Raw genomic sequence first — 24,301 nt, forward strand, 5'->3', positions numbered from 1 at the left:
GCATACCATAAAAATAACAACTAGTGAAAATAATATTATTAATTTAAATACTAACTAGAACAATACATAAAAATAAATATTACTATGTAATATAAACTTAACAAGTTAATAAAAAAATAAATTATTATTTACATCCTTGACAAAGGCTATACTGTCACATAAATATAAAAAAGATCAACTATTTTTTATGTTAACCAAATAACCTATAAAATCAATAGATAACATATACTTATAAATCTCTATTACTTTATTTATTTCGCAAATAAAACTATATACGGAATTAAGTGAGAATACTCTTTGGAATTTACTAAATAAAACACCGTTAATATTTACATCACCTACAGAAGAAACATTCATATAAAAAATGCCAACCAAATTTGATAAACATACAAGCTGATTTTCATTTAATATACTCTTTATAAATTATAATTTAGCTCAAACTAATTATTAGTAATTATGTTTATAAATAACAACCTTACAGCCATTAATGGTTATAAGGTTGTTATTTTTTTTGTGCGAAATAAGACTATTGAGAATACAATCCAATAAGTCGTAACAATTAGGTATCGTGGATATCTTTATAAGGATAATTCGTTATGTTTAAACGATTTTTGATATTAAGTTTTTCGATAATGATTGCATTATCATTCTTTGCTTCCGTTTCTTCTTTTTTGGCTTTGTCTGATTTATCAAGTATGGCCATAAAGTATCGTTCTCAAGCTTTAAAGAGTACTGAATGGGGAAGAATCCAAGCTAATGTATTGGAAGCTAGAATCCAGGCTATTAAGTATATGAATAATACTAATCTTAACCAATCTAACATCGACCGTTTCAAGCAAAGGCTACAGGCTTCGATTGAAAACTCTTCTAATTATCCAAATATTCAAAGTGAACTAAAGTTATATAATGAGTCATTTCAGGAATACATTGAGACCAAGAAAGAATGGATATCTATAGAAGAAGATCGAAATGAATCATATAAAGAACTTATATCATCAATACGATCAAATAATTCAATATTATCAAAAAAAGTTTTGATTAGTCTTATCGAACTAGAAAACATGTACATTAAACTTTCACATAATCCAAATGATTTAGCCTTGAGCAAAAGTCTAAATATTGCTTTGGGAAAAAAGGACAATGAGACTCTCGCTTTATCTACTTATAAAACTTTGCTGTCGAAATCAGTGAAAAATTTGATTTTAATGAAATCGAAAGCTTCTTACTTGGATATTATTGGTCCGAAGCTATCATCAGAATCTGAAAATGAGAAGTTATCTAGTATAAAAGAACAAGATATCATTGGTCCTATACTCAATAAATTACTGACCGAATATAAACGTTATGCAATTTTCTTTGGGTTATTCTTTGTAACAATACTATCTTTTAATGCCAGAATAATTTTTAATCGGGTTTTTAATTCCTTAGGTGGAGAGCCAGAAAAGATCGCTCGCCTAATGAAAGATATTTCTCAAGGAAAATTAGTAAAAACTAAAGGCGTTAAACAAGCTAAAGGAATTCTTGGTGAACTTGCTGTTATGAGTGATTCTTTAATACATCCAATTGTAAGTGTTAGACAAGGAAGTGAGGGAATTAGATCTCAACAAGAGTCATTACTAATTTTAATGACAGAAAATAAAAATAATTCTTTAAACGAACTGTCTTCTGTAGAGCAAATTGCAACAGCATCGACAGAATTAGCATCGACAGCCAGTGATGTTGCAGATAATGCTCAAAAGGCTGAGCTAGCAGCTCAAGAAGCTAATGAGGTTATTTTATCAGGTCAATATACGTTAAATCATTCAACCCAAACAACAGAATCGGTTTCTAATTCTATTATTGAAGCACAAAAGATCGTTATCAATCTTAGAGAACATTCAGAGAAGATTAGTAGTGTTGTAGATGTTATTACTAACATTTCAGAACAAACCAATTTATTAGCATTGAACGCTGCAATAGAAGCTGCTCGCGCTGGAGAGCAAGGAAGAGGTTTTGCTGTAGTTGCTGATGAAGTGAGAGCTTTGGCTGGAAAGACTCAACAATCAACGATTGATATTCAAGAAATCATCTCTCAGTTACAGGAGCAATCTAAGCAAGCTGATGAATCAATGAGTAAAAATGTAGAGTTAATGAACATTACGAGGTTGGCAACAGAAGAATTGACTAAATCATTTGTCGTTATTTCAGAAAAAGTCGCAAGTATTTCTGACGTTAACGCCATTGTTGCAACGGCTTCAGAGGAGCAAAGTGCAGTAACAATGGATATTTCAAAACAGCTTGAAGGTATGAGCATTTTGGTTCAAAAAAATCTTGAAGGAATATACGAAACTGTTAATTCGAGTGATAGGGTAATGAAACTGGCTCATAATCTGAAATTAGATATGGACTTTTTTAACATTGAGAACACGTAGTTTTAGTGTTTCATAAATTTAAGGGCGGGATCGAACTTTAGTTATTGAAAATAAATAACTTTATTTTCAATTGGAACTTTTTCTGATAGTCGCGATCAGATCATGAAGTAAAAAACATGAGAAACTCGTATGATTATCATTGAACAGCTAAAAAAAGTGAAAGATACCCGTTCGCACATCAACCAAGTCTACCCTGTTATAGAAGTCGCTTTTGTTGTCATAACAGCCATGCTGTGTGGTCAAAATAAATGGACGGATATTAAGGATTTTGGTGAAGGAAATATCGACTGGTTACGTAAGTATTTCCCCTATGAAAATGGCCTTCCTACCCGACATAATATTGCAGCCATTATGAGGACTGTTGTTCCTGAAACGCTCTTAGATGCGATGGTGGGCTGGGTTAATTTGCATAGGGAGAAGCATGCTCAGCCCATCATCAGTGTTGATGGAAAGGTACTGAAAGGAGCTAAAGCGAATAAGCAAGATAACACTCTTTATATGGTCTCAGCATTCGATGTTGACGAGGGTTTGACTCTCACACATCAACCCTGTGAAGGCAAAGGAATGGAGCTAACAGCGATAAGAAACCTGTTAGATACTTTAGATATAAAAGGATGTTTATTAACAGCTGTTGCCCTGCATTGTCAGGTTGAAACTCTGAATAAAGTAGTTAATAAAGGTGGCGATTTTTTAGTGCAAGTCAAACTGAATCAGCGAAGTTTACTCGCAGAAGTGGATACACAATTCCAAGATTATTGGTCTTTGCCTGAAGATAAACAAGAGTCGTACATTACCGAAGATAAAGGCCATGGCAGAAAAGAGAGCCGTGAGGTTTACGTTCTCCCAGCAGCCTTCAGTGAAGCACTCAGAGAAAAGTGGTCTGTCGTTAAAAGTATTGTTGCAGTGGTGAGAGATAGAACTGTCAAAGGGAAAGGAAGTTATGAAACTTCATACTATATTTGCACAGACCATTTATCCTTAGAGTTAGCCTCCCAAGCGACCAGAAAACACTGGCACATCAAGAACCAGCAGCACTGGGCGTTGGATGTTATTTTCAAGGAAGATGAGCAACGTATTTATGCTGGAGACTCAGCATTAAATATGGCTTGTTGTAGACGTTTTGTTCAGAACTTGTTTAGGAAATCCGAAGGGAACTTGTCAGTACCAAGGAAGATGAATAAAGCTGCATGGAATAAAGATTACAGAGCCTCTGTTCTGTTTACATCAGATTAACAAAGTACATTCGTGCCCTTTCATAAATTTAACTAATGTACGATAAACATTTAACCAGAAAAAGCTGTCATGTACTAGCGATAATCAAAGTGGAGTTCTCACGCGCTGTCATTTTTAAATAAGTAATATGAGGGTAGAATGACAGCAAAAGGAATAAATCAACCGAACAAGTTAAATAACTTGGAATATTACAAATAGAAATGCAAGTTATTAGTCTCACTAGTATTTTTCCTGTGAATAGTTTCCTAGACCTTGAAAGTAACAGTTTTTATTATTGAATAATATTTATCTCTGCTTATCGGGGCCTTAATAGGATTTACATATTATTAAAATTTTAAGAGGTATATAATGACAAAGACACTTATTGCTAGCACTTATCAATCATTTATTGATATGTGCATTAACGAGTTGGTTGAGGATACAAATATTCATTGCACCTTTCCACTAATGACCAATGAAATTGAAAGTCTTAAAAAGTTATTTATTAAAAATAGTGGCTTAAAAATGACGGTTACAAAAACCTCATCTAAGTTAACACCTAATCAGATTTTATAACGTGGTTAACAAATTATGTATATAGAAGATATTAACAGTTTAAAGATCTACTACTCTGGTAATTTAAAGTTAAAGTCAGAAATTCATAAGCTAATAACAGGAAAAGGACATTGCAGTTATAGCTTATCTGAATTTTTAGTTTCTAGTTTCTCATATAATAAACAATCTAATCTTATAGATATAGAGCTAGAAAATAGCATTCAATTAAATGACTTTGATTTCAGCAATGAAGATATTGAATATCTAACCCTTTCGATTAATATAAAATATTGCCTAGCTAATAAACGGGTAATAAATATTACCTTTGAAAGTAGCTGTCATGATGTTGTAGCAAAGCTAATTGATTTCGAATTTCTCATTGATGCTAGATTAAATTTTTAATAGAAAAAAAGACTAAAACTATATTTAATATGGTAGGTTTATATTAGTTGATAAGTAATAAATATTACGCTCAGGAAAGAGATTGTTGCAAATGATTTTATTCTGTAAATAACCCTACAACAGATTCATTATTATTGAAAAATAATACCAACTCTAATAATTTTATAATCTAAAAGGAGCAGATATGACCCCTAACTTACCGACACTTACCAAGACCAGTAGCCTAAGTTTAAAAATAATGCTCTAGAAAAAGAACTTGCTGTAAATTTACCTTTTGAAATAAAGCCAAATAAACCTAACAGAAAAGGCGTGTTTTTAGTTCATGGTTTAGGCTATTCTACTGGTGCAAACCTAGTTACATCAGAAGCGCTAATGTATGGTTTTCTGATTATGGAGTTAAAGAAGAAGGGAAGATTTTTGCACGCTTAACTTATAACCCTTATTTTAAGCAAAGCATGGAAATTTTAGATCATGTTATGACACGTGAATAACGTCAGTAACGTAGTAAGGCCAACTCATCGATAGAATTGGCCTTACTGTTTTTAACCTAGTTAACTGTAATCGTTGAAATCGTATACCAGTTTTTTTCTTGGGGCATATCAATCGCCAGTTTAATTTTGGCTTCACCAAGATCATTGACTAAAGCGATTTGTAAATCATATTCACCGGCTAAAACTGGAACAGTTATGTCGTCATTAATAGCAATCACTGGTGCATCCCCCATTCTAGTTTCACCTGGTAACCAATCTAACACTTCTCTTGAAGTCTCTTCCTGTTTCTCTACATTCCCCGAAGAATCAACAAAACGATATGCAACGCGATAAGGATAATAAGATGGGGCAACCCCACTATTTTTCCATTCAGACATTATAGTTATTGAACTCCCACTAGGAGCAACTTTAGGGTGTGTTAACGATCTCAGCTCAAAGCGATAACCAAGCTTTTTAAGCATCTCTTGAACTTCAGGTTGGTACTCATTAGGAATACAGGGCGAACGCATGAGTTATCATTCTGTTAATCGTTACACTTATTTAACTCATAAAAATACTTACCAGCAAAAATAGAGGTTAATTCTTAATCAATTATTGGTGGTTAAGTGTGAATACAAAAACGCAGATTAGCTTCTATTTACATTTTCAACTCGTTTCGTTAACAAAAATTCTACTCATGCGTTCGCCCTGATTAGGAATAGGCTTTGATTTAGCATCAATTAATAGGGCGTGATGGTCTAGCGCATAATTGAATACCTCGATTACCTCTTTTTTACTAAAGTCATGCTCTGTTTTCCATTTTGTCATATCATCACATGTTTCAAATTGAACGGGAGCTTGTTTCCAAATACTTCGAATTTGAGACCCATTATTCTCAGCATTATCTAGCGCCTCAGGATAGCCTTCATCCATATGGCTCCATGAGTCAGAGAAGTAACCAATCAGGTAATTTACTTTCATTTGATCCATATCCTGTATTTTCCATAGCAATAATACGTAGAGCTAATTTTTTATTAACCACTTTAGCTTTATCAACAACCTTCTGAATCTCACTAAAATCAAACAAATCAGCATCTGTTGGCTGAATATCAGACCAATTCCAACGATAATAAACGGTACTAGTTTAAGGGTAAGAGGGAATGGGCTTCCATTGATTATCTTTAATGGAAATAGAATGAAAATCAGTAAAGCCAATATCAGGATTAATAAATACTTGGCAACTGATTTTTGGCTTAGTCGTTACCAAACCACCCTTTTCAGTAACCGAGCTTCCCATTGCTGTATCACAATAATTTATGGGATCTGTCGGCGAAGCATCATCAGAGCCACAGCCAGCCAAGAATAATGACAAAAAGAAGAAAGGTGACACTTTTAAGAAATACATAAATAAACCAAACAGATAAACTAGCTAAAGTTTACAAAGGAAAAGAAAAAACATGTGAACCCTCTGTCAGATCTTTCTTTATTCTTACTTCTAATAAAGAAAATAGAGATCAAAACAGAAGCATGATCAAGGTTACATTCTTCTGGATCCTTAATTGACTTATACTATGCTACAACTAATTCGAGACTGCTTAATGGACTAACTATGAAAACAGCTATTCCTCCCCCTCTCTTCATTTCCTTAATGGGCATCTGTTTATGTAGCTTTGCTGAAAACCCTAATGTATCAATACAATATTCAAAGCCTTTAAGTCAGCAAGAAGTTACAATTCAACAAACAATAAAAGAAAGTAGTATTAATGACACATTGATCGCTCTTTCTAACGACCATTTCCCATTTAAGAACAATAGGCGCCTACGGCGCAAATCAAAAGGACTCAACCCTCTTCCATTATTGCCAATAAATCGTTTATCCTATCGTCATACACGCATATGAGCCACTGAAACAAGTATTTAATAGTCAAAACAACTGGCTTAAACTTCTTCATGATAACAAAGCCAACCTAAGAGCGGTCGTGATTGAAAATGTCACAAAGATGCTGTCCTGTGGGACAGCGGCTTTTGGCTCTCGCGAATATCATTGCTGTAATCCTAACTGCCCCCATATCAAATATATTCACCAAACCTGTAAATCACGAGCGTGCAGTAGCTGTGGCATGAAAGCCACTGAGCGATGGATACAAAAGCAACAACATGTCTTCCCTGAATGCGAATACCAACACATCACCTTTACCCTTCCAAACACGCTATGGCCTATCTTTCGTCATAACCGCTGGCTGTTAAATAAATTATTCAAATGTGCGGCAAACATTCTGCTGGGATGGGCAAAAGAGAAAGGAATTGATATCGGTATCTTTTGTGCTCTTCATACTTACGGTCGAAAACTGAATTGGAATACGCACTTACATTTATCGGTCACTCATGGGGGAATTTGTGAACGTACTGGTTTATGGAAACCAATTTACTTCCAAATAAAAACGACAGAGCCTTGTTGGAGAGCGGCTATCGTCAGTTTATTAGGCAAGGCTTATGATGAGCTTGATTTATCAAGCAAAGAATGCCCCTACATCCGTAATAAAGCGGATTGGTCACGCTTTTTAAGCAGTCAATATAATCGTCGTTGGAAGCTTCATTTTACTAAAAAGACAAATAATGTAAAACCGACGATGAACTATCTTGGTCGGTATTTAAAACGGCCACCGATTTCAGCGTCACGCTTAAGTCATTACGGCAAAGGCGGAATGATAACGTTTGATTATTTAGACCATCGAACAGGAAAAACAGACAGCCTAACGTTATCACCAGAAGAGATGATAAGACGGATAGTAGAGCACTATCCTGATAAACATTTCAAGATGATCCGATACTACGGTTTTTTATCAATGCGTCGTCGTGGAGAAGCTCTGCCTAGAGTTTATGCAGCTTTAGGTATGACAATATAGAAGCTGAGCCGAAAATGCCAGAGTATGCCGCAATGTTAAAAGGATATGTAAAAGTAGATCCGTACGAATGTATTTTATGTGAAAGTCGTTTGGTGTTTACGAATTTCCGAGTCGGAAATTCGGTCAATGATTTAGTCACCCATGCGATAGTTCAGTCAGAATTGAGGGCTGCATAATAAGGTTTGTAGGATAAGTGTATCTAAAACTCATGAAATGAGATTAAAACGAACATAAAACCCGCAATCATGAGTATTTCTGTATCTATTAGATAATCCGGCACAATACAGTGTGTTATCGCAAGAATGGTTAGAACTTCGTAAGTAATTTAAAGATTATCCAATTGGTAAGAGAGCATACAAAAAAACTCAGAGGCAAAATGAATTTAAGTTGGTTAGGTGGGGAATATTGCTAACAACACATCAAGGTGTCTATAACATTTCTTTACGAATCACAGAGGTTGCCTAAATTTGTGGCTTTTTTTTGTTGCTCGCGATCACGTTTTATTTCAAATACCACGAAAACCAAGCATAACTTTATTGTCATATGACAGTAAGGGAGACTCTAATGTCACACCTCAAATCAAACAATAGACCGTATACAGATTAAGGAAAGTGTTTAAGTTAGAATAGCGACTGACATAAGTTTTGTAGACGGTAAATAGACGAAGACCCCGATAATTAATTTTCATTAACTAACGAGGTTAAATAATCGATTGAGAAAGGCGGATCTCTCCCGCACAAGGGTTTTACGTTCATCATGACGAAGCCAGAAATAAAACTGGCCTTTATTCAACATTCGTAATGATTCAAATCCTTGGATGGTTAATCAAGCTCGTTTCCTCAGTTTGAAACCACCAGTAGCCAGAACCAATTTCTTAATGGGGAATGCTCGGACTCAATGGCATCTAATCGATATATTTTCGAACCGTTATTCTTTATATGCGTGCACTTCTTACCTGATCAATCATTTTTGAAATTCTCAGAACTTCCCCGTCACTACCGTATGTATTACTCGGTATATAAGTATCCCAAGCTCGGTCATTAAACACATCTTGATAAAGAACTTCTTTATCTGCCACATAAAATTTCACATGATCAATTACAGCCTGCACATTCTTATGCCTATATAGCCAACGCAATTCTGCACTGGTTATACTTTCGCCATACCCTACTTTTGATACGACTGCATCGATCTGTAAATTGGTTATGATAAAATGTATTGTGCCCCTACTTTCTATGTGGAATTTTAGCCCGCATTTACTTGTACGTTGCCATGCATTTTTAGCTCTTTTTTGTGGATCTAATTCTGGATCATGCCGAGAAGCAACATTATAATAGGGATCATTTTCTATAAATTTTTTAAAAGCAACTCCTCGCGGACCATCAATTAACCCACGATTAATGCTTTTATTACTAAAATAGCTTTTGGGTGAACTTGGATCCCAGACCGCGTTAGTAATATCATTTTGAATAATTATGTGCCTTTTAATGGCTGTCGAGCCAAACAATCCACAGCAATAGGCTGTCGTTATTGGCTGAGTTCGATTTATACCTCGGTTTTTAAGTGTTGCTAATGCTACGGCTCGAGGAGAATCTAAACCGTAAATTACATCTCCGTCTTGAAAATTATCAGCTAAAGCTTCATAATCCATTTAACACCTCTATTTATTTCACTATGCTTATTAAAACCTTGGTGGCCTTCATATTAACCACGGTTATATGAAGGCCAATTTGTGATTTTATTCTTTAACTTACCTATCAAGTAAACCTCTTAGAATCAGTGATAATGATCTGATCACAAAATTTACGAAAGGTTCCTTGATTTAGTTAACAACGCCATTTTTAGATCGACAATTCCTGCTTCTAATTGAAGCGTTTCTGTTGCTGGATAGTAAATGAAATGCACTCTTAATTTCGTCAAAATTTAAAGTCAGTTCATCTTCAGTTAATTTTAATTAGGGCAAACCTATTTGATGAGTAAATCTAAGTAAAACCTCATCTATGATTTGGCGTGCTGATATAGAAGCAGTTCCTTTAATAGATTAAAAGGTAAATTAGATTCGATGTTTATCAGGTTTGGTTGGAGATTTTTATATTAAGATAAAGAATTTGAATGTTGCTGAGGTGGCATTGATTTATCGGGGTTTGTTACAAAAATTCAGTATCAGATCAAAATCTTTTCTTTCCGATCTAATCGAACAACTCAATGGGAGGTGTTGCAAATAATTAGAACCGTTAAATCATTGACTCAGCATTGGAACAAAGATCAAGTAATTGATTTATTAGATAGTTAAGTTTTATAAAATCATAAGAGATTTATTACATTCGGCATTTATTTTCATTTTCTACATTAATTCATCAAGATAAGCAACCTTCGGTTGCAGCTTCCACGCTGCAACCCTTTCGAATACAATAACGTGACAACATCACGTTAGCCTTTTCTATGTACGACCCTAATCATTTTAAACATCTATTTACTCTTGGCAGCTGCTTCTATAAAGCATACAAAGATAATTACCCTTTTCGCACTGTAGAATTAGAAGCCGTCGTAAAATATCTTTCTTGCAAAACAAATCGCTTAGGGAAGCTAACCTATTCATGCAGAAACAACGCCTGCTCACACGTAAAATACGTTTTTAGTACTTGTAAGAGTAAGTTATGCCTCGTGTGGCCAAAAGACCACAGAGCGTTGGATAGCAGCTCAGAGTGAAAGCTAGATTGTAAATTTCGCCATATTACCTTCACCATGCCAGGTCAGTTTTGGCCCTTATTTCAATTAAACCGGTGGCTCTTGGGGGATCTTTTTTCTATTTCTGCAAATACGTTACTCACTCAGGCGAAAACTAAAAAATTAACCATAGGTATTTTTGCGGCTCTTCATACCTATGGTCGGAAGCTAAACTTTAATTGCCATATTCACTTAGCATTAGCTGAATTAGGACTGTGGTTCAAAAATGTTTTTCAGCGGATTTATCCGAGGGCCTAAGCTTGGTCAATTGGTCAGTTCAATAGAAAACCTAGCGTTATTAAGGCCAATGTAGACAGCATGACTAGGATAGAACCGTCTTTTTGATGTCATTCTGAGTGAAAAACAAACAGATTGGGAATATCCAGAGAATTAGAAAGAATTGCTCTTATCGAATGTCCTTACAGGACTGAAGGTATGACTCGATATTGTTGTTGCTCTCAACTTTGAAATTCCTGTCCATAAAGAATCACTCGATTACTTTTCAAAAAATAAATACCAATAACGCTTTAATAAATCGCCGCAGCTAGGTGCGCTTGATACTTTACTTCATACTTTATTGCATGAGGCAGGCCATGCTTTTATCGCTGATCAGAACATTCCTGTTTTAGGAAAAGAAGAGGATGCTGTCGATAACTTTGCCACCATCTTATTATTACATTATGTAGATAATGGTGATGATATTGCGATAAGTGCAGCAGATATGTTTGCATTTGAGTCTGAGGATAGACCTGATTACTACGATTTCGGAGAGTACATAGATGAGCACAGCTTTGATTTACACCGCTATTTCTCTACCTTATGCCTTGTTTATGGTAGTGATCCAAAAAAGCAAAGTAATTTATTGGATGAAATCGAAAACGATTATTTGAAGGATAGAAAAGAGTTTTGCGAGTTTCAATTTGATTCATTAAGTCAAAGTTGGGAGCATTATTTTAAGCAAACAAACTAAATATACGAAGCATGATCAAGGGATCGCATCCTACTTGATCATGCTTCTGGATCAATAACAACGCTTATTGAATGGCTTTAATATCTTCAGCCATTGATATTAGAGTTGATAAGATCTTCTCCCCATCAACTCGCAAGCCATTGTGTTCATACTCACTGGTCATCCATGCTCTAGAGTTAGGAATAGACTTTAACGTTTCACGAGAGAAATCAAACTCAACAAACATATCATTAACATACGTTGCCGCAGCCATGGGAACCGTGTTCTTTGCTAATTGATCAGCATTGTATAAATTTGGCCAATCAGACTTTGCCGCCAAAAGGTCTGCAGTCTCTTTTAACGGCTTTAAGGTTTCAAGCTGGTCAAAGAACCATGGATAGACCATTTCACCGGTAAAACGCAATGGAGCGCCTTTTTGATGGTTAAATTCAGGGTAACTCTCCCTAACTCGGTGTGCTGACCACTTTGAAGCGTTATGTTGGCAATAAATCGACTCATGTAAAATCGCATACAGTGGGTTAGTTAAATGCGCTTGTTGTGAAAGTACATAATTTAAAAAGCCATAAGCTAACTCTTGTTGGCCATTCACTTCAACAAAAGCAGTTTCTAGTTGGAAATAGAGCTCTTCTGGTCCTCCCGCCATACCAAAACAGATCCCCATTTGTTGAAATTGCTCAACGGTGAAGATCTGGCCATTAGGCAAAGTAACCGAGTGATCTAGTAAGCGGTTCGCAATGCGATCACACAGCTCTTGTGCCCGTGGGAAGCGAGCAAAGAATTCACTATTTTTATCTAAGGTTCGTTTATATGTCGCATGATATACATCATCAATATTACGTGTAATAGAAGGGATCCCACCAGTAATATACGAAGCCAGTAAACTCTCTGGAAACATAGATAAATATGTTAGAGAACAGAAACCCCCAAAACTCTGGCCAATAATCGACCACTTATCAATATTAAAATGCTTTCTAATCGCTTCAGCATCACGAACAATGTTATCTGCTCGAAAGTGGCTTAAATATTCTGCTTGTTTTATCGGATCTAAATGTTGGATCGTTTGAATAGTGATCGGAGAGCTTAATCCCGTACCACGCTGATCCAATAAGATCACACGATATTGATCTAAGGCACGCTTTAACCAACCAGAATTACTGAGTGGACGAGCAGCAGGGAAACCAGGCCCACCTTGCAAATAAACTAAATACGGAAGATCCAGATCGCTGTTTTCTGCTTTTACTAATTCTCGAGCATAAACGGAAACATGATCAGGGTTCGCTGTGTAATCATCGTAATTAAGAGGCAAAGAGAAATGATGAGATTGATACTTTACACCATCAAGATAAAAAGCGGCTTCTGAATGATTGAGCATGACATTTCCTTATATCAATCTTACTTAGCTATCCAAAGATAAACTAAGTAAGTTATTATTTTAGCTATCTATTTTTTATTATTTTTCAGCAGCGACTACTGATATTTCCACAAGAAGCGCTTCACGAGCCATGCTCGCCTCAACACATGCACGCGCTGGAGCGTGACCTTCTGGTACCCATGCATCCCAAACAGCATTCATTTCAGCAAAATCTTTCATATCTTTAATATAGATCGTCGCAGATAGCATGTGCTCACGTGAACTGCCAGCTTGTTCTAATAATAGATCCACTTTATCTAGCATTGTCTGAGTTTGTTCTACGATGTCTTTTGTTGCATCAGCACACACTTGGCCACACAGATAAATGGTTCCATTATGTTTCACAATACGGCTCATACGTTGTTTTGTTTCTTGACGTTCAATCATGCTTACCTACTTCTAAAATATTAAGGTGTAATTTAGAGTGCTAGGGTAATAAAAAATGAAAGAAAATACGAGGACTCTTCGCGTTAAAGCCTTATTTCATAATGGAAGAATGATCATGGTCTCATAGGATACGGGGAGTGTGAAGAGGATTTATCGCTAGATAAAAAAACGGCGAGCACTAAGCTCGCCAATACGATTATTGAAAACAATAAAAGTTAGATGTGTAACAATATGAGCCAATCTTTCGATTGGTAAAGGACAAAGGTTGTCTATTCGTTTTTAATGATAACCTTCAGCCCTATTCTTTTGTCAGCACCTTGTCAGAGTATAGCTATAAAAATGTCAATAGACTGACTATCCCGCCATTTCATCCAAAGCTCGTAAAACGTCTTGATCATAGTTCTGAGAGTAAACTAATTTACTGATCTTCCTTCTTACCGCAAGACCTGCGATTAAGTTCTCAATAGATAAGTGTTTTCCATGATCTTGACTGTTATAAAATTCAATCGTTTTACTCAATGTTTCGTAAGGTAATATTTCTCCCCCTACTTTTAAGTAATCGAGCTTCTCTTGCAATTCTTTACACTCTTCAGAAATCGATGATGAACTGTGTCCAGTCATAGCAGACAACGCCGTAATACTTCTCTCTAATGCTTGTTCTGATGTGTATTTGGTTAATGTGATAGTCAACTCATCAGCGTTAATCTCAGCAGAATGCTTACGCAGTTTCACTCGTCGACCTAAACGGCCGGATTTATTAGCCGTATTACGTTTAATAGGCTCAAATTCACCATCAATAATTGTGGAAAGTTGATCAAGTTGCTGCTTAGGCATGATCTCATTACGTAATGGATTTGGCATTGTTGGTGCCATATTACGTTTTCCAGCATTTGTGGTTCTTGCTCGAGAATAACGGATCACTTCTTCAGGATAGCAACGAATATCTACCTGATAATCTGGTAATTTTTCATTACTATCAAGCATCGAGATCGTTAAATGGTAACCCCAAAGATTTACAATAAATAACTCATCAGTCACTTTATCTTTGGCGAGTTTTTTTAATTCTCTAATGAGATCTAAAGAAAATCGTCTCCAATCAACGTTACGAGCGAGTTTTTGGTTTATTTCGCTTAGGAGTAGGTTGTCAGTCATTCGGCGCGCTAGGCGGCTTCTGAAGAAGCTATAGAGCTGAAATACTAACGTATGTTGCTTCAAGATCTCTGGTGGGAATAAAAAGAAGTAATCTTTGGTCAATAATTCATCATAAAATGACGGTTCCCAAACCAAAATATACAAATTAGGTTTAATTTTAATTTCACCGTCTTTGCCTTCTTTTGGTGCTTCATCTGATGCTGTAATCGTTCTCGCTAAAAAACGGAAACGATCACTTTTGAAGCCTTTAGGCATATTTTCACTGAGCCAACGTCCTGTAAGCTCATGAAGTTGAAAATCTGTAAACTCAATACGATCAATACTTTCTCGGATAGAATCACGTGCAGGACCGGAATCTTTTTTCCCACGTAATGTTAAAATATCAGTAATGTAAATTGGGGTTTTATTCCCCATCGTTTTGGTTTGAATGTGATAATCGTCTTGGTGATGATCATGATATTGGACTGTCAGTGTAAACAGAGCAAAAAGAGTCATTAGATCATCAACTGTCATGATATTTTTTGATGATCTTGTTTCTATAATTGCTTTTGTTCCAGAAATCGCAACCATTGCTTTTTGATAATTCTTGCGTGTTCGTGGTGGTGCTAATGCTTGGTCTATGATCCCTGCCCAATTTGTTGGAGATACAACAAATTGATCAGCTTCATCTCTCATACTTGGAGGGATCGCTAATCCGTGTTCTGTTAAAAACTGACGATTCACTTGAGTTTGAGCTAATGCTTTTGAACGCTTTTGTTTTTCTTGTTCATGACTTTGTTCGGACTTTAAGCTAGTAATACCTAGCGTTGAAATTAACTGCGATGGATTAATAAATTTATGTAACATTGTTTTGCCTGCTAATCCCTGTTCGAAACGAACTGGATATTGTTCGAATAATCCGATACTTACCGCAGTACGTAAACGTTGTTGGATAGCTGCTCGTGTTAGATGCCCATCTGTTGTTTCTATAATTTCAGTTGTTGAGACTAAACCATCAGTGGATGAAAATCCTTTTAACGAAATTAGATTCATTAATTCTAAAATACTTTTTGTGACACCTTTAAAATGTTGATATTGAGTGATCCAATCAACTAAATTTGTAGGTATCTCAAATAAGTGTCCTCCCTTGTGATCTCTAGGAAGAGGAATATAGATCTTTTCATTATCTGCTGTTTTTATATGATTCATTTTCAACTGACATTCATTGTATTTTAATCATTCTTTCGTATAGGTTAAATGAATTGGATCTTTAAATAAAGAAAAAAATTATTATTCTTTTAAATTGATCTTTATGATTAATACTGATCTATATGATTATATTGATCTATGATCTGGTTGATTTTTTACTTGTAAGTTATTGTATGTATAGGCTTTATTTTTTTTCGCAATGAAAGCATGATCAAGAGTCTTTAGAAAGCATGATCAATACAAGTTCGGATCTATGATCACTAATATTCAAAAGCATGATCATCGTCAACATGAATCCATGATCATGAATATTATTGAAGAATGATCATGGTATTTGCACAAGTTATCCACAGATTGGATCTTCGACCGCTAATTTATTCCTTTATTTTTAGTCATTGATGCTTTTCTTAAAGTTTTTTTGTTTATAGATTCAAACTGAGCTCTATTTTGTTATTTTGAGTTTTATTTTCAACGAGTTTAGATCTAATTTAATACAAACTATGGATCCAGAAGAATGATCAAGTTGTATTTTGAATTTATCAATCCTATGTTTTATGAAGTGATCCTTTAGGAACCCTTATAGAATATACATTCACTGTAATTTATCAGATTGGTATCATGCTTCCGATAAATTTGTATTCTTGATCATGCTTCCTTTAAATTAAGTCCAATTTACAGTACATATATCTTCATTTCCCTATAATTCATACCTTGATCATGCTTCATTTTATCTAATTTTTAGCTCCCTTTTATCTCTCCATAAGATACATTTTTATCATTATTTTTCCCGTTTTTTTATTGAAAATACAAGCTCCGTAATATAGGGATTTAATTTCACGCTTCCGTAGAAATTTACACTGTAAATTTATATTAAGTGACGCCGTAACACTTTTACTATTTGGACTTTACCCATTAGTTATAGAGATAAAATCGTGATCTATTTAACATAAATAACAGCTTTGTTAGTTATTTTTTCTTTTTAATGTATATCACATAATTAAATTCATGTTCAGCAATTAGTTGAAATTCAAGTTTATTGCTGTACAATTCTTTTCATAGTTACATTACTGGCGGATATTATGAATAGAGAAAAAACCATTGCTAATTTAGCTGCATTGGCAGAACAGACTCAACAAGTGCAGTCTGATCGCATCGAGTTGGTTCTTGAAGAACGAAATAATGAACATTTCCCTCCAATGTCTAAAGCAATGATGGAAACTCGTTCTGGTCTAACTAGAAGGAAGTTAGATGAAGCGATCACTCGTTTAGAATCTGAAGGCCATCAATTTACAAAAAATAATGCGAATCATTATTCGATTTCATTAACTGAAGCACATATGTTGATGGATGCAGCAGGAATGCCTGCGTTTCATGAGCAGAAAAAAAATGTGAATAATAAGCCTTGGGTTGTAAATGTTCAAAACCAAAAAGGTGGTACAGGTAAGTCAATGAGTGCAGTGCACCTTGCTGCTTGTTTAGCTCTAAATTTAGAAAAGCGTTACCGCATTTGTTTAATCGATTTAGATCCTCAAGGGTCACTTCGTCTTTTCTTAAACCCTCAAATTAGTGTTTCAGAACAGGACACCATCTATTCAGCCGTAGATATTATGTTGGATAATGTCCCTGAAAACGAAGTTATTGATGGTCAGTTTATGGCTAAAAATGTACTTCTAAATACACAATATCCAAACTTGAAAACTATTTCTGCCTTCCCTGAAGATGCGATGTTTAACGCAGAAGCGTGGCAAGATCTATCAACAAATGGTTCTCTTGATATTGTTAAGTTATTAAAGGAAAAGGTGATTGACCCAATTGCTGATCAGTTTGATGTGATCATGATTGATACTGGACCACATGTTGATCCATTAGTTTGGAATGCAATGTATGCATCAAATTCACTGTTAATCCCATGTGCTGCAAAGCGCTTAGACTGGGCATCAACGGTGAACTTTTTCCAACACTTACCAACAGTGTATGAAATGTTCCCTGAAGATTGGCATGGTTTAGAGTTTGTTCGCCTTATGCCAACGATGTTTGAAGATGACAATAAGAAACAAGTTTCAGTATTAACTGAAATGAATTATTTATTAGCTGATCAAGTTATGATGGCGACGATACCACGCAGCCGTGCATTTGAAATTTGTGCTGATACCTACAGTACTGTTTTTGATTTAACCGCTGCTGATTTTGAAGGTGGTAAAAAAACATTGGCAGTTGCTCAAGATGCAGTTAAGAAAAGTGCATTAGAATTTGAGCGAGTACTTCACAGTCACTGGAATTCGTTAAATAAAGGGGAGTACTAATCCATGGCAATTAAAACTTCAGACTTAAATGCTAAGTTATTTGGTAAAACAAATAAGCGCAGAGCGACGACTCCAGTAGAAGCACAAAAAGCAGCAAAATCTCAAGCTCAAGTGATTGAATTAGCAGTTGCTGGTGAAGATATGGTTACCTTTGAATTACGTAAAATTCTAGCGAAAGACGTGCGTAATTCGACGGTTGTTTTTGCTGAAAATGCTCGTGAACAATCATTTCTAACTGAGCATGCTTTATCGGATATTTTAACGACACTACGTGATCGTGGACAGCAATATCCTGCTGTTGGTCGTATTGTTGAAGGTGGAAAAATAGAGGTTCTTGACGGTAGCCGTCGTCGTATGTCATGTATTTTGGCAGAACAAGATTTCTTAATTTACGTTGCTGAAGGGATTAATACAAAGCACGCTAAGTTTCTTTCTGATGTAGCTAATGCTCATAAACCACTTTCATTATATGAACGTGGTAAAGAAATGCATGCGATGCTTGCTCGTGGTGACGTTGCTGATCAAAAAGAACTGGCTAAAGTGTGTCAATGTAGTGAAGCTTTAGTGAGTGGCGCACTAAAAGCTGCGACATTACCTTTAGAATTGTTACAAGCATATCCAAGTGTGAGTGAGATTGGTCGTCCAACCGTTGTTAAGCTTCATAAGCTCTATAATACGCTGTCTGACGAGGAACAAAAAATCTTGCTTGGACAATGTGCAGGCGAACAAGGAGCGGTCTGGACGCGTTCTACTGCGCTTGGTGTGAGTAGAATGACGAAAGAAGTGACAGAACTTATTGAAGTTTGGGTTGAAGATTTATTACCAAAAAGAGAAGCGGCTAAGCCATTAAGTACTGAATTGGTAAAAGGTCGAGCTTCATATAAACGTAAAGGTTCGGCTTTGACTCTGAATTTGAAAAAAGTCGATGATGCATTAATGGAAGATATTTTGGCGTACATTAGTCAAAAAATATCTTAATACATTTATTAGCCATTAACTTTCAATAAAAAAGAGCCAGATTTAGTTAACTAAGTCTGGCTCTTTTTTATTTGAATCGTAGTTTGTCTTATTCTAAGATTAGACTAACGGCGCAAGATCTGCAGGTCGGTAGTTTACTGATTTTAAAACCTTCCCTTGTTTAATAACTTTATTTTCTAATTCTACGTTTTTAGCGCATTTAGCGATGATGAATCCGCCTTTTTCAGTAGACATCAGTTCAATGCCTTGCTCTGCGTAGAACGTTTTTGTTGCTTGGTATTCATCTTCTGTTTTACACACTTTACTCATGTTGCTTGAATGTACTTCATCCCAACATGGTACAAAATCGATATCTAAGTTTTTTGCAACGTTTAATAGAAGGTCAATTAAATATGAGATGCTTAGGTTGTTTTCTAAATTTTTCGTACCTAAATGTACTGCTCGTCCCATTAAAACATAAACAGTATCCACAATAGCATCAGCTTGTTCTATCTTGCTGTCTGCTTCAGCTAATTCCGTCAACTCTTCGATTGCTAAGGAGGTATGTAATAGGTCATTTTTTTCATCTAATGATTCAGGTGCTTCTACTGCTAAGTCAAAGGTACTTCTAAATTGTTCGATGTCTTGATATAGCTTTTGGTAGATAGGTTGAGTTAGTTGACTTAAATGCATGGTCATTCCTAAATGATGAAGGCTTAAATGTAATAAGCATTATACCTTCTCCGGATTTGTCTCGTCATACTTTCTTTTCTTAATAGATAGAAAATATTCATCTCATGCTACAATTTATGCATAATATCTTCTTATGTTAATGGACTTTTCTGCAATGCTTTTTGCGCTGTCATTTCTAAATACGTTATCTTCTTATGCTGCGAGTGGTTATATCCGTTATCCCATTTTGCTTGAAGGTTCAAAGCTATGGTGTGAATCATTATTAGATTCTTTTTTTATTCAGCAAAGTTCTCGATTTACTAACGTTGAATTATACGGTGATTTAACTATTTCTGGGCATACGGCTTTTCCTATTAAGTCTGCTTTAAAGAAATTAGGCCAAGAAACCGATTGTTTAGTTATCGATATTTCTCATGAATTTAATGCGAATGCCATTAACGCAGTATGTGGAACCGTTGTTGGTGGGGGGCTAGTTTTTTTTATTCGTACTAATACCTCTTCACTTTCTCCTGTGGTTAGTCATTGGTTATCGCACTTTGTAACTCAAATGGTGTGCTTAAAAGAAACGGGTTCCGATTGCGTATTACCTGAAAATCCTCTTTTAATTGATGATATGCCTAAATGGAATGATGCGGTTTATCGTTCATCGGATCAAGAGATCGCAGTAAGCGCTATTCAAAAAGTAGTTACAGGCCACTCAAAGCGGCCATTAGTCATGACTGCCGATCGTGGGAGAGGTAAGTCATCAGCCCTTGGAATTGCAATTGCTGAGTTAGCAATGGAACGCTCTTTAGTTATTGGTGTAACGGCACCACAACGTGCAAGTGTCGATGAAATCTTTATACATGCTGAACGTATTGCACGATTGAAGAATGTTGATGTAAGTAATCAAAAAAATAAATTAATGATTAATGATACTCAAATTGTTTATATCGCCCCTGATGAATTATTGAGAAACCCTCAGTATTTAGATTTATTGTGTGTGGACGAAGCCGCTGCTATTCCTGCTCCTATATTACTTTCTTTAGTTGAACAATATTCACGTATGGTTTTTTCCACAACGATTAATGGTTACGAAGGAACTGGGCGTGGTTTTGAAATTAAATTTAAGAAGCAGTTAGCACAATTGCGACCTAGTTATCGTTCTATTGAAATGCAACAACCGATCCGATGGAGTATTAATGACCCACTTGAGCTTTGGTTGTCTGCTGTTTTCCTATTAAATCATCTGGAAGATCTATCCTCTTCATGTGAAGAGTTGTCTCTATCATCGATAGATTACTTTTCTTTATCTATTTCAGACTTACTAGATAATGCTGAACTTGCTCAATCTTTATTTTCGCTACTTGTCTCTGCTCACTATCAAACATCTCCTAATGATTGGTTATCATTATTAACGGATCCAACACTTTCTTGTTGGATAGGTGTTGATACTGACTCAAAAAGGTTACTTTGCTGTGCTTTATTATCAAAAGAAGGCGAGCTAGATAGTGATTTAGTTAATGATGTTCAATATGGCAAAAGAAGACCTAAAGGGCATTTAGCGCCTGTATCTCTAACCCAAACATTATGTATTGATGAGCCAGCACTTCAAACTAGCATTAGAGTGATGCGAATCGCGGTTGCGGTTGGGCATCAACATAATGGAGTTGGCTCTCATTTTATAGAAGCGATTGAAGATTATTACTCAGAAGAGGGGATCAATTATCTCAGTACTAGCTTTGGCTCAACACCTGAACTTAATAATTTCTGGCGTGCTCTTGGTTTTGAATTTGTTCGTTTAGGCATTAGTAAAGATAAAGCCAGTGGTACGCATTCCTTATTAGCAGTGAAATCATTAAGCTATGATGCTGAGACCTGGTTACCTGCAGCTAAAGAGTATTTTAGAACCTCTTTTCCTGAGCAGTTAATGTCTACTTTTTCAGAGTTGAATTATGATGAGGTTCTCAGCTTACTTGCGGATATTTCTGATATAGAGCCAATAAGCCCTTTAATGAAAAAACGCATTACTATTTTTATTGAAGGGGGAGGAGGTTTTGAATTGCTTCAGTATGAATTACGTCATTTTGTATTATCTAATATTGAGGTCTTATCTTCGTTAAGCAATCAACAACAAAAAGTTGTTATTACGAAAATAATTCAGAGTCATGATTGGCATTCAGTTATTGCTCAATGTGAGCTAATTGGCCGTAAGAATGCAGAAGCAGTACTTCGAGAGTGTATCAAAGTCATGGTTCATAATTTACAGTGTAAATCCTAATTCCTTTGATTTTAAATCCCACCTTAATTTACAGTGTAAATCGATTCCCCTAATTTTAATTTACACTGTAAATCAACCTTATAAATTCTTTTCTCATTTTGTAACCAAGCCCATAAAATATAGACAATTAACCTAGTGAGTTATTCATAAATGCTATACTCTTAATGTAATAAGAATGTTATTCATTTATACGATGTCTAGGGATACAGAAATGAATGAAAAAGGATTTAATAATTTAAAAAAAGAAGAGCTGGATTTTGTAGACGATAGAACAGCTGCTTTACTTTTAAATACGCCAACAAACGCTAAAATAATTTTATGGATAATTGCTATTTTCTTCGGCATCGCGATTGCTTGGGCATCGTGGGCTGAGATCGACAAAGTTACTGTTGGTCAAGGTAAAGTGATTCCTTCATCTCAATTGCAAGTTGTTCAAAACCTTGAGGGTGGACTAGTAAAAGAGATGCTAGTCAAAGAAGGCGATAAGGTGACAAAGGGTCAACAATTATTATTAATTGATGATACTCGTTTTCGCTCTGATTTTAGAGAAAGGAAAAAACAACTAATCAATCTTACTGCAAGTGCAATGCAATTGTCTGCTTCAATGGACAGTATTTTAATTCAAGATATTAATAGTAAAAAACGCTGGAAAGAATCAGTAATTCTATCTACTGATAAATTAAAATTTGAAGAAGAGTTTATTAAAGAAAATCCAGTTGTAGTTAGAAGACAAATGGCCGAATACAAAGCGGACATGAATAATTTAAAAAACCGCATTAATGTATTTGATCAGCAAGTCAGACAAAAGCAACAAGATCTCGTTGAAATCAAATCTCGTGTTAGAAGTTTAAAAGGAAGTTATGGGCTGGCTAAGAAAGAACTAGATATAACTAAACCGTTAGCAGACGAAGGTGTTGTTCCTAGGATTGAGCTTCTCAAGTTACAGCGACAAGTTAACGATACAAAACGAGAGTTAACGTCGACTGAATTAAAAATCCCAGTATTAACTTCAACCATTCAAGAAGCGGTATTAAACCGAATAGATGCAGCCCTTAAATTTCGTTCAGAACAGCAAGAAAAATTAAACAGCATACAAGATAAGCTTTCTGCGTTAACAGAGTCACAAGTTGGATTGAAAGATAAAGTAAATCGAACTATTGTGCTTTCTCCTGTAACAGGAACAATTAAGAAAATCTATATTAATACCGTAGGTGGTGTTATTCAGCCAGGTATGGACTTAATTGAGATTGTACCTACAGAAGATACTTTGTTGATTGAAGCTAAAATCGCACCACAAGATATTGCTTTTTTAAGACCGGGCCTTCCTGCTATTGTGAAATTTAGTGCTTATGATTTTACTCGTTATGGTGGGTTGAAGGGAACGTTAGAGCATATCAGTGCTGATACTATTCAGGATGAAGAAGGAAATAGCTTTTATCTGGTTCGGGTACGAACTTCGCAAGAAGATTTAGCAGAGAAAACACAGTTTTATATTATTCCGGGAATGACAACTTCTGTAGATATTATTACTGGAAAGCGAAGTGTTTTAGATTACTTACTTAAACCTATAATTCAAGTGAAAGGGTCTGCATTTAAAGAGTGATAATGAATAAGGAGAGTAATAAATAATGAGAGCTAAGTGGTTATTCATTATCCCTCTCACTATATTCTCTCTAGCAACAATCGCTTTAACCAAACAAGATAATCTTTGGATTAAAGCAGTAAAAGAAGAGTATGGAGAGAGAGCATCAAGGCGAGTTAATGCTTGGCGTGAACTCATATCAGAGTTAGATAATAAAAAAGAGAAAGAACAGTTAGTCGGTATTAATCAATTTTTTAATCAATTGTATTTTGTCGATGATATTAAGCTTTGGGGGAAAAAAGATTATTGGGCTACGCCACTAGAGTTCTTGGGAAGTAATGCAGGAGATTGTGAAGATTTTACTATTGCAAAATATTTTTCTTTATTAGAACTTGGCGTACCGGATAAAAAATTAAGATTAATTTATTTGAAAGCGTTAGAGCTAAATCAATTTCATATGGTGTTGGCGTATTATCCAACACCATCTTCGATCCCTTTAATTTTAGATAATATAGATAAAGAAATAAAGCCAGCCACAGAGCGTACCGATTTATTACCTATTTATAGTTTTAACGGTCAACATCTGTGGCTAATGAAAGGTAAAGGAAACGGACAACAGGCAGGTAAATCTTCGCGACTAAGCTTATGGAATGATTTACGAGCAAGAAATAAAGGCCTGAGATTAAACCACCCAATTATAAATTATGATGAGTAG

17 protein-coding genes and 5 pseudogenes are annotated in these 24,301 nt (G+C 35.4%); 12 read left to right on the forward strand and 10 right to left on the reverse strand.

Annotated elements, in window-relative coordinates:
• Positions 1 to 596 precede the first annotated feature (596 nt).
• The 4 genes from BTO22_RS17240 to BTO22_RS17255 all read left to right on the forward strand — a co-directional run bounded on the left by BTO22_RS17240 (position 597) and on the right by BTO22_RS17255 (position 4,580).
• On the forward strand, positions 597 to 2,411 hold the full coding sequence (locus tag BTO22_RS17240) for a methyl-accepting chemotaxis protein (RefSeq protein WP_258132668.1): 1,815 nt from the start codon (positions 597 to 599) through the stop codon (positions 2,409 to 2,411).
• Positions 2,412 to 2,540: 129 nt separating this feature from the next.
• The gene (locus BTO22_RS17245) at positions 2,541 to 3,644 is read left to right on the forward strand and encodes an ISAs1 family transposase (RefSeq protein ID WP_105056527.1); all 1,104 of its coding nucleotides are present in this window, start codon (positions 2,541 to 2,543) and stop codon (positions 3,642 to 3,644) included.
• Between the two features lie 348 nt (positions 3,645 to 3,992).
• Entirely contained in the window at positions 3,993 to 4,199 is a 207-nt protein-coding gene (locus tag BTO22_RS17250; protein WP_105056528.1) for a hypothetical protein, read from the forward strand.
• Positions 4,200 to 4,214: 15 nt separating this feature from the next.
• Positions 4,215 to 4,580 carry a hypothetical protein gene (locus tag BTO22_RS17255; RefSeq protein ID WP_105056529.1) on the forward strand — a complete coding sequence of 122 codons (366 nt, stop codon included), beginning with the start codon at positions 4,215 to 4,217 and terminating at the stop codon, positions 4,578 to 4,580.
• 547 nt (positions 4,581 to 5,127) lie between these two features.
• On the opposite strand, the gene BTO22_RS17265 is transcribed toward BTO22_RS17255, so the two are convergent.
• From BTO22_RS17265 to BTO22_RS20310, 3 genes are all read right to left on the reverse strand, one after another.
• On the reverse strand, positions 5,128 to 5,580 hold the full coding sequence (locus BTO22_RS17265; protein WP_105056530.1) for a DUF4832 domain-containing protein: 453 nt from the start codon (positions 5,578 to 5,580) through the stop codon (positions 5,128 to 5,130).
• A 136-nt stretch (positions 5,581 to 5,716) separates the two neighbouring features.
• Positions 5,717 to 6,040: a hypothetical protein gene (locus BTO22_RS20305; RefSeq protein ID WP_258132669.1), complete on the reverse strand. Its 324-nt coding sequence runs from the start codon at positions 6,038 to 6,040 to the stop codon at positions 5,717 to 5,719.
• Positions 6,041 to 6,194: 154 nt separating this feature from the next.
• On the reverse strand, positions 6,195 to 6,455 hold the full coding sequence (locus tag BTO22_RS20310; RefSeq protein WP_258132670.1) for a hypothetical protein: 261 nt from the start codon (positions 6,453 to 6,455) through the stop codon (positions 6,195 to 6,197).
• Between the two features lie 481 nt (positions 6,456 to 6,936).
• On the opposite strand from BTO22_RS20310, the pseudogene BTO22_RS17275 reads away from it, so the two are divergent.
• Positions 6,937 to 8,132: pseudogene (locus BTO22_RS17275) on the forward strand (IS91 family transposase).
• Positions 8,133 to 8,643: 511 nt separating this feature from the next.
• Here BTO22_RS17275 and BTO22_RS17280 read toward each other — a convergent pair.
• The 3 genes and pseudogenes from BTO22_RS17280 to BTO22_RS20315 all read right to left on the reverse strand — a co-directional run.
• A pseudogene (locus tag BTO22_RS17280) lies at positions 8,644 to 8,870 on the reverse strand (DDE-type integrase/transposase/recombinase); the annotation flags it as partial.
• Positions 8,871 to 8,890: 20 nt separating this feature from the next.
• On the reverse strand, positions 8,891 to 9,607 hold the full coding sequence (locus BTO22_RS17285) for a hypothetical protein (protein ID WP_105056531.1): 717 nt from the start codon (positions 9,605 to 9,607) through the stop codon (positions 8,891 to 8,893).
• A 185-nt stretch (positions 9,608 to 9,792) separates the two neighbouring features.
• Positions 9,793 to 9,976, reverse strand: a pseudogene (locus tag BTO22_RS20315) (exoenzyme S synthesis protein C); the annotation flags it as partial.
• Positions 9,977 to 10,398: 422 nt separating this feature from the next.
• On the opposite strand from BTO22_RS20315, the pseudogene BTO22_RS17295 reads away from it, so the two are divergent.
• Together BTO22_RS17295 and BTO22_RS17300 are read left to right on the forward strand one after the other, a co-directional pair.
• Positions 10,399 to 10,899, forward strand: a pseudogene (locus BTO22_RS17295) (IS91 family transposase); the annotation flags it as partial.
• A 262-nt stretch (positions 10,900 to 11,161) separates the two neighbouring features.
• A pseudogene (locus BTO22_RS17300) lies at positions 11,162 to 11,653 on the forward strand (DUF4344 domain-containing metallopeptidase); the annotation flags it as partial.
• Between the two features lie 64 nt (positions 11,654 to 11,717).
• On the opposite strand, the gene BTO22_RS17305 reads toward BTO22_RS17300, so the two are convergent.
• The 3 genes from BTO22_RS17305 to BTO22_RS17315 all read right to left on the reverse strand — a co-directional run bounded on the left by BTO22_RS17305 (position 11,718) and on the right by BTO22_RS17315 (position 15,791).
• Positions 11,718 to 13,025 (reverse strand): alpha/beta fold hydrolase, encoded by a 1,308-nt coding sequence (locus BTO22_RS17305; protein ID WP_105056532.1) that lies wholly within the window; start codon positions 13,023 to 13,025, stop codon positions 11,718 to 11,720.
• A 78-nt stretch (positions 13,026 to 13,103) separates the two neighbouring features.
• Positions 13,104 to 13,451, reverse strand: a complete 348-nt coding sequence (locus BTO22_RS17310; protein ID WP_105056533.1) for a RidA family protein — start codon at positions 13,449 to 13,451, stop codon at positions 13,104 to 13,106.
• Between the two features lie 354 nt (positions 13,452 to 13,805).
• Complete coding sequence (locus BTO22_RS17315; protein ID WP_105056534.1) at positions 13,806 to 15,791, reverse strand: replication initiator protein RctB domain-containing protein; 1,986 nt, start codon at positions 15,789 to 15,791, stop codon at positions 13,806 to 13,808.
• A 1,079-nt stretch (positions 15,792 to 16,870) separates the two neighbouring features.
• Here BTO22_RS17315 and BTO22_RS17320 point away from each other — a divergent pair.
• Together BTO22_RS17320 and BTO22_RS17325 are read left to right on the forward strand one after the other, a co-directional pair.
• Positions 16,871 to 18,094 carry a ParA family protein gene (locus BTO22_RS17320; protein WP_105056535.1) on the forward strand — a complete coding sequence of 408 codons (1,224 nt, stop codon included), beginning with the start codon at positions 16,871 to 16,873 and terminating at the stop codon, positions 18,092 to 18,094.
• Between the two features lie 3 nt (positions 18,095 to 18,097).
• Positions 18,098 to 19,072 carry a ParB/RepB/Spo0J family partition protein gene (locus BTO22_RS17325; RefSeq protein ID WP_105056536.1) on the forward strand — a complete coding sequence of 325 codons (975 nt, stop codon included), beginning with the start codon at positions 18,098 to 18,100 and terminating at the stop codon, positions 19,070 to 19,072.
• A 99-nt stretch (positions 19,073 to 19,171) separates the two neighbouring features.
• On the opposite strand, the gene BTO22_RS17330 is transcribed toward BTO22_RS17325, so the two are convergent.
• Positions 19,172 to 19,744 (reverse strand): nucleoside triphosphate pyrophosphohydrolase family protein, encoded by a 573-nt coding sequence (locus BTO22_RS17330; protein ID WP_105056537.1) that lies wholly within the window; start codon positions 19,742 to 19,744, stop codon positions 19,172 to 19,174.
• Positions 19,745 to 19,898: 154 nt separating this feature from the next.
• Here BTO22_RS17330 and BTO22_RS17335 point away from each other — a divergent pair, with 154 nt between their 5' ends.
• The 3 genes from BTO22_RS17335 to BTO22_RS17345 all read left to right on the forward strand — a co-directional run bounded on the left by BTO22_RS17335 (position 19,899) and on the right by BTO22_RS17345 (position 24,301).
• Positions 19,899 to 22,004 (forward strand): GNAT family N-acetyltransferase, encoded by a 2,106-nt coding sequence (locus BTO22_RS17335; protein WP_105056538.1) that lies wholly within the window; start codon positions 19,899 to 19,901, stop codon positions 22,002 to 22,004.
• Positions 22,005 to 22,215: 211 nt separating this feature from the next.
• Positions 22,216 to 23,607, forward strand: coding sequence for an HlyD family type I secretion periplasmic adaptor subunit (locus tag BTO22_RS17340; RefSeq protein ID WP_105056539.1), 1,392 nt, complete (start codon positions 22,216 to 22,218; stop codon positions 23,605 to 23,607).
• 25 nt (positions 23,608 to 23,632) lie between these two features.
• Entirely contained in the window at positions 23,633 to 24,301 is a 669-nt protein-coding gene (locus BTO22_RS17345; RefSeq protein ID WP_105056540.1) for a transglutaminase-like cysteine peptidase, read from the forward strand.

This window comes from Aliivibrio sifiae (assembly GCF_002954705.1).
In the GTDB taxonomy this organism is placed as follows: domain Bacteria; phylum Pseudomonadota; class Gammaproteobacteria; order Enterobacterales; family Vibrionaceae; genus Aliivibrio; species Aliivibrio sifiae_A.

Excerpts from the sequence above, each read along its gene's own strand:
- BTO22_RS17240 (WP_258132668.1), top strand. The coding sequence starts at position 597 with ATGTTTAAACGATTTTTGATATTAAGTTTTTCGATAATGATTGCATTA.
- BTO22_RS17245 (WP_105056527.1), top strand. The coding sequence starts at position 2,541 with ATGATTATCATTGAACAGCTAAAAAAAGTGAAAGATACCCGTTCGCAC.
- BTO22_RS17250 (WP_105056528.1), top strand. The coding sequence starts at position 3,993 with ATGACAAAGACACTTATTGCTAGCACTTATCAATCATTTATTGATATG.
- BTO22_RS17255 (WP_105056529.1), top strand. The coding sequence starts at position 4,215 with ATGTATATAGAAGATATTAACAGTTTAAAGATCTACTACTCTGGTAAT.
- BTO22_RS17265 (WP_105056530.1), bottom strand. The coding sequence starts at position 5,580 with ATGCGTTCGCCCTGTATTCCTAATGAGTACCAACCTGAAGTTCAAGAG.
- BTO22_RS20305 (WP_258132669.1), bottom strand. The coding sequence starts at position 6,040 with ATGGATCAAATGAAAGTAAATTACCTGATTGGTTACTTCTCTGACTCA.
- BTO22_RS20310 (WP_258132670.1), bottom strand. The coding sequence starts at position 6,455 with ATGTATTTCTTAAAAGTGTCACCTTTCTTCTTTTTGTCATTATTCTTG.
- BTO22_RS17285 (WP_105056531.1), bottom strand. The coding sequence starts at position 9,607 with ATGGATTATGAAGCTTTAGCTGATAATTTTCAAGACGGAGATGTAATT.
- BTO22_RS17305 (WP_105056532.1), bottom strand. The coding sequence starts at position 13,025 with ATGCTCAATCATTCAGAAGCCGCTTTTTATCTTGATGGTGTAAAGTAT.
- BTO22_RS17310 (WP_105056533.1), bottom strand. The coding sequence starts at position 13,451 with ATGATTGAACGTCAAGAAACAAAACAACGTATGAGCCGTATTGTGAAA.
- BTO22_RS17315 (WP_105056534.1), bottom strand. The coding sequence starts at position 15,791 with ATGAATCATATAAAAACAGCAGATAATGAAAAGATCTATATTCCTCTT.
- BTO22_RS17320 (WP_105056535.1), top strand. The coding sequence starts at position 16,871 with ATGAATAGAGAAAAAACCATTGCTAATTTAGCTGCATTGGCAGAACAG.
- BTO22_RS17325 (WP_105056536.1), top strand. The coding sequence starts at position 18,098 with ATGGCAATTAAAACTTCAGACTTAAATGCTAAGTTATTTGGTAAAACA.
- BTO22_RS17330 (WP_105056537.1), bottom strand. The coding sequence starts at position 19,744 with ATGCATTTAAGTCAACTAACTCAACCTATCTACCAAAAGCTATATCAA.
- BTO22_RS17335 (WP_105056538.1), top strand. The coding sequence starts at position 19,899 with ATGCTTTTTGCGCTGTCATTTCTAAATACGTTATCTTCTTATGCTGCG.
- BTO22_RS17340 (WP_105056539.1), top strand. The coding sequence starts at position 22,216 with ATGAATGAAAAAGGATTTAATAATTTAAAAAAAGAAGAGCTGGATTTT.
- BTO22_RS17345 (WP_105056540.1), top strand. The coding sequence starts at position 23,633 with ATGAGAGCTAAGTGGTTATTCATTATCCCTCTCACTATATTCTCTCTA.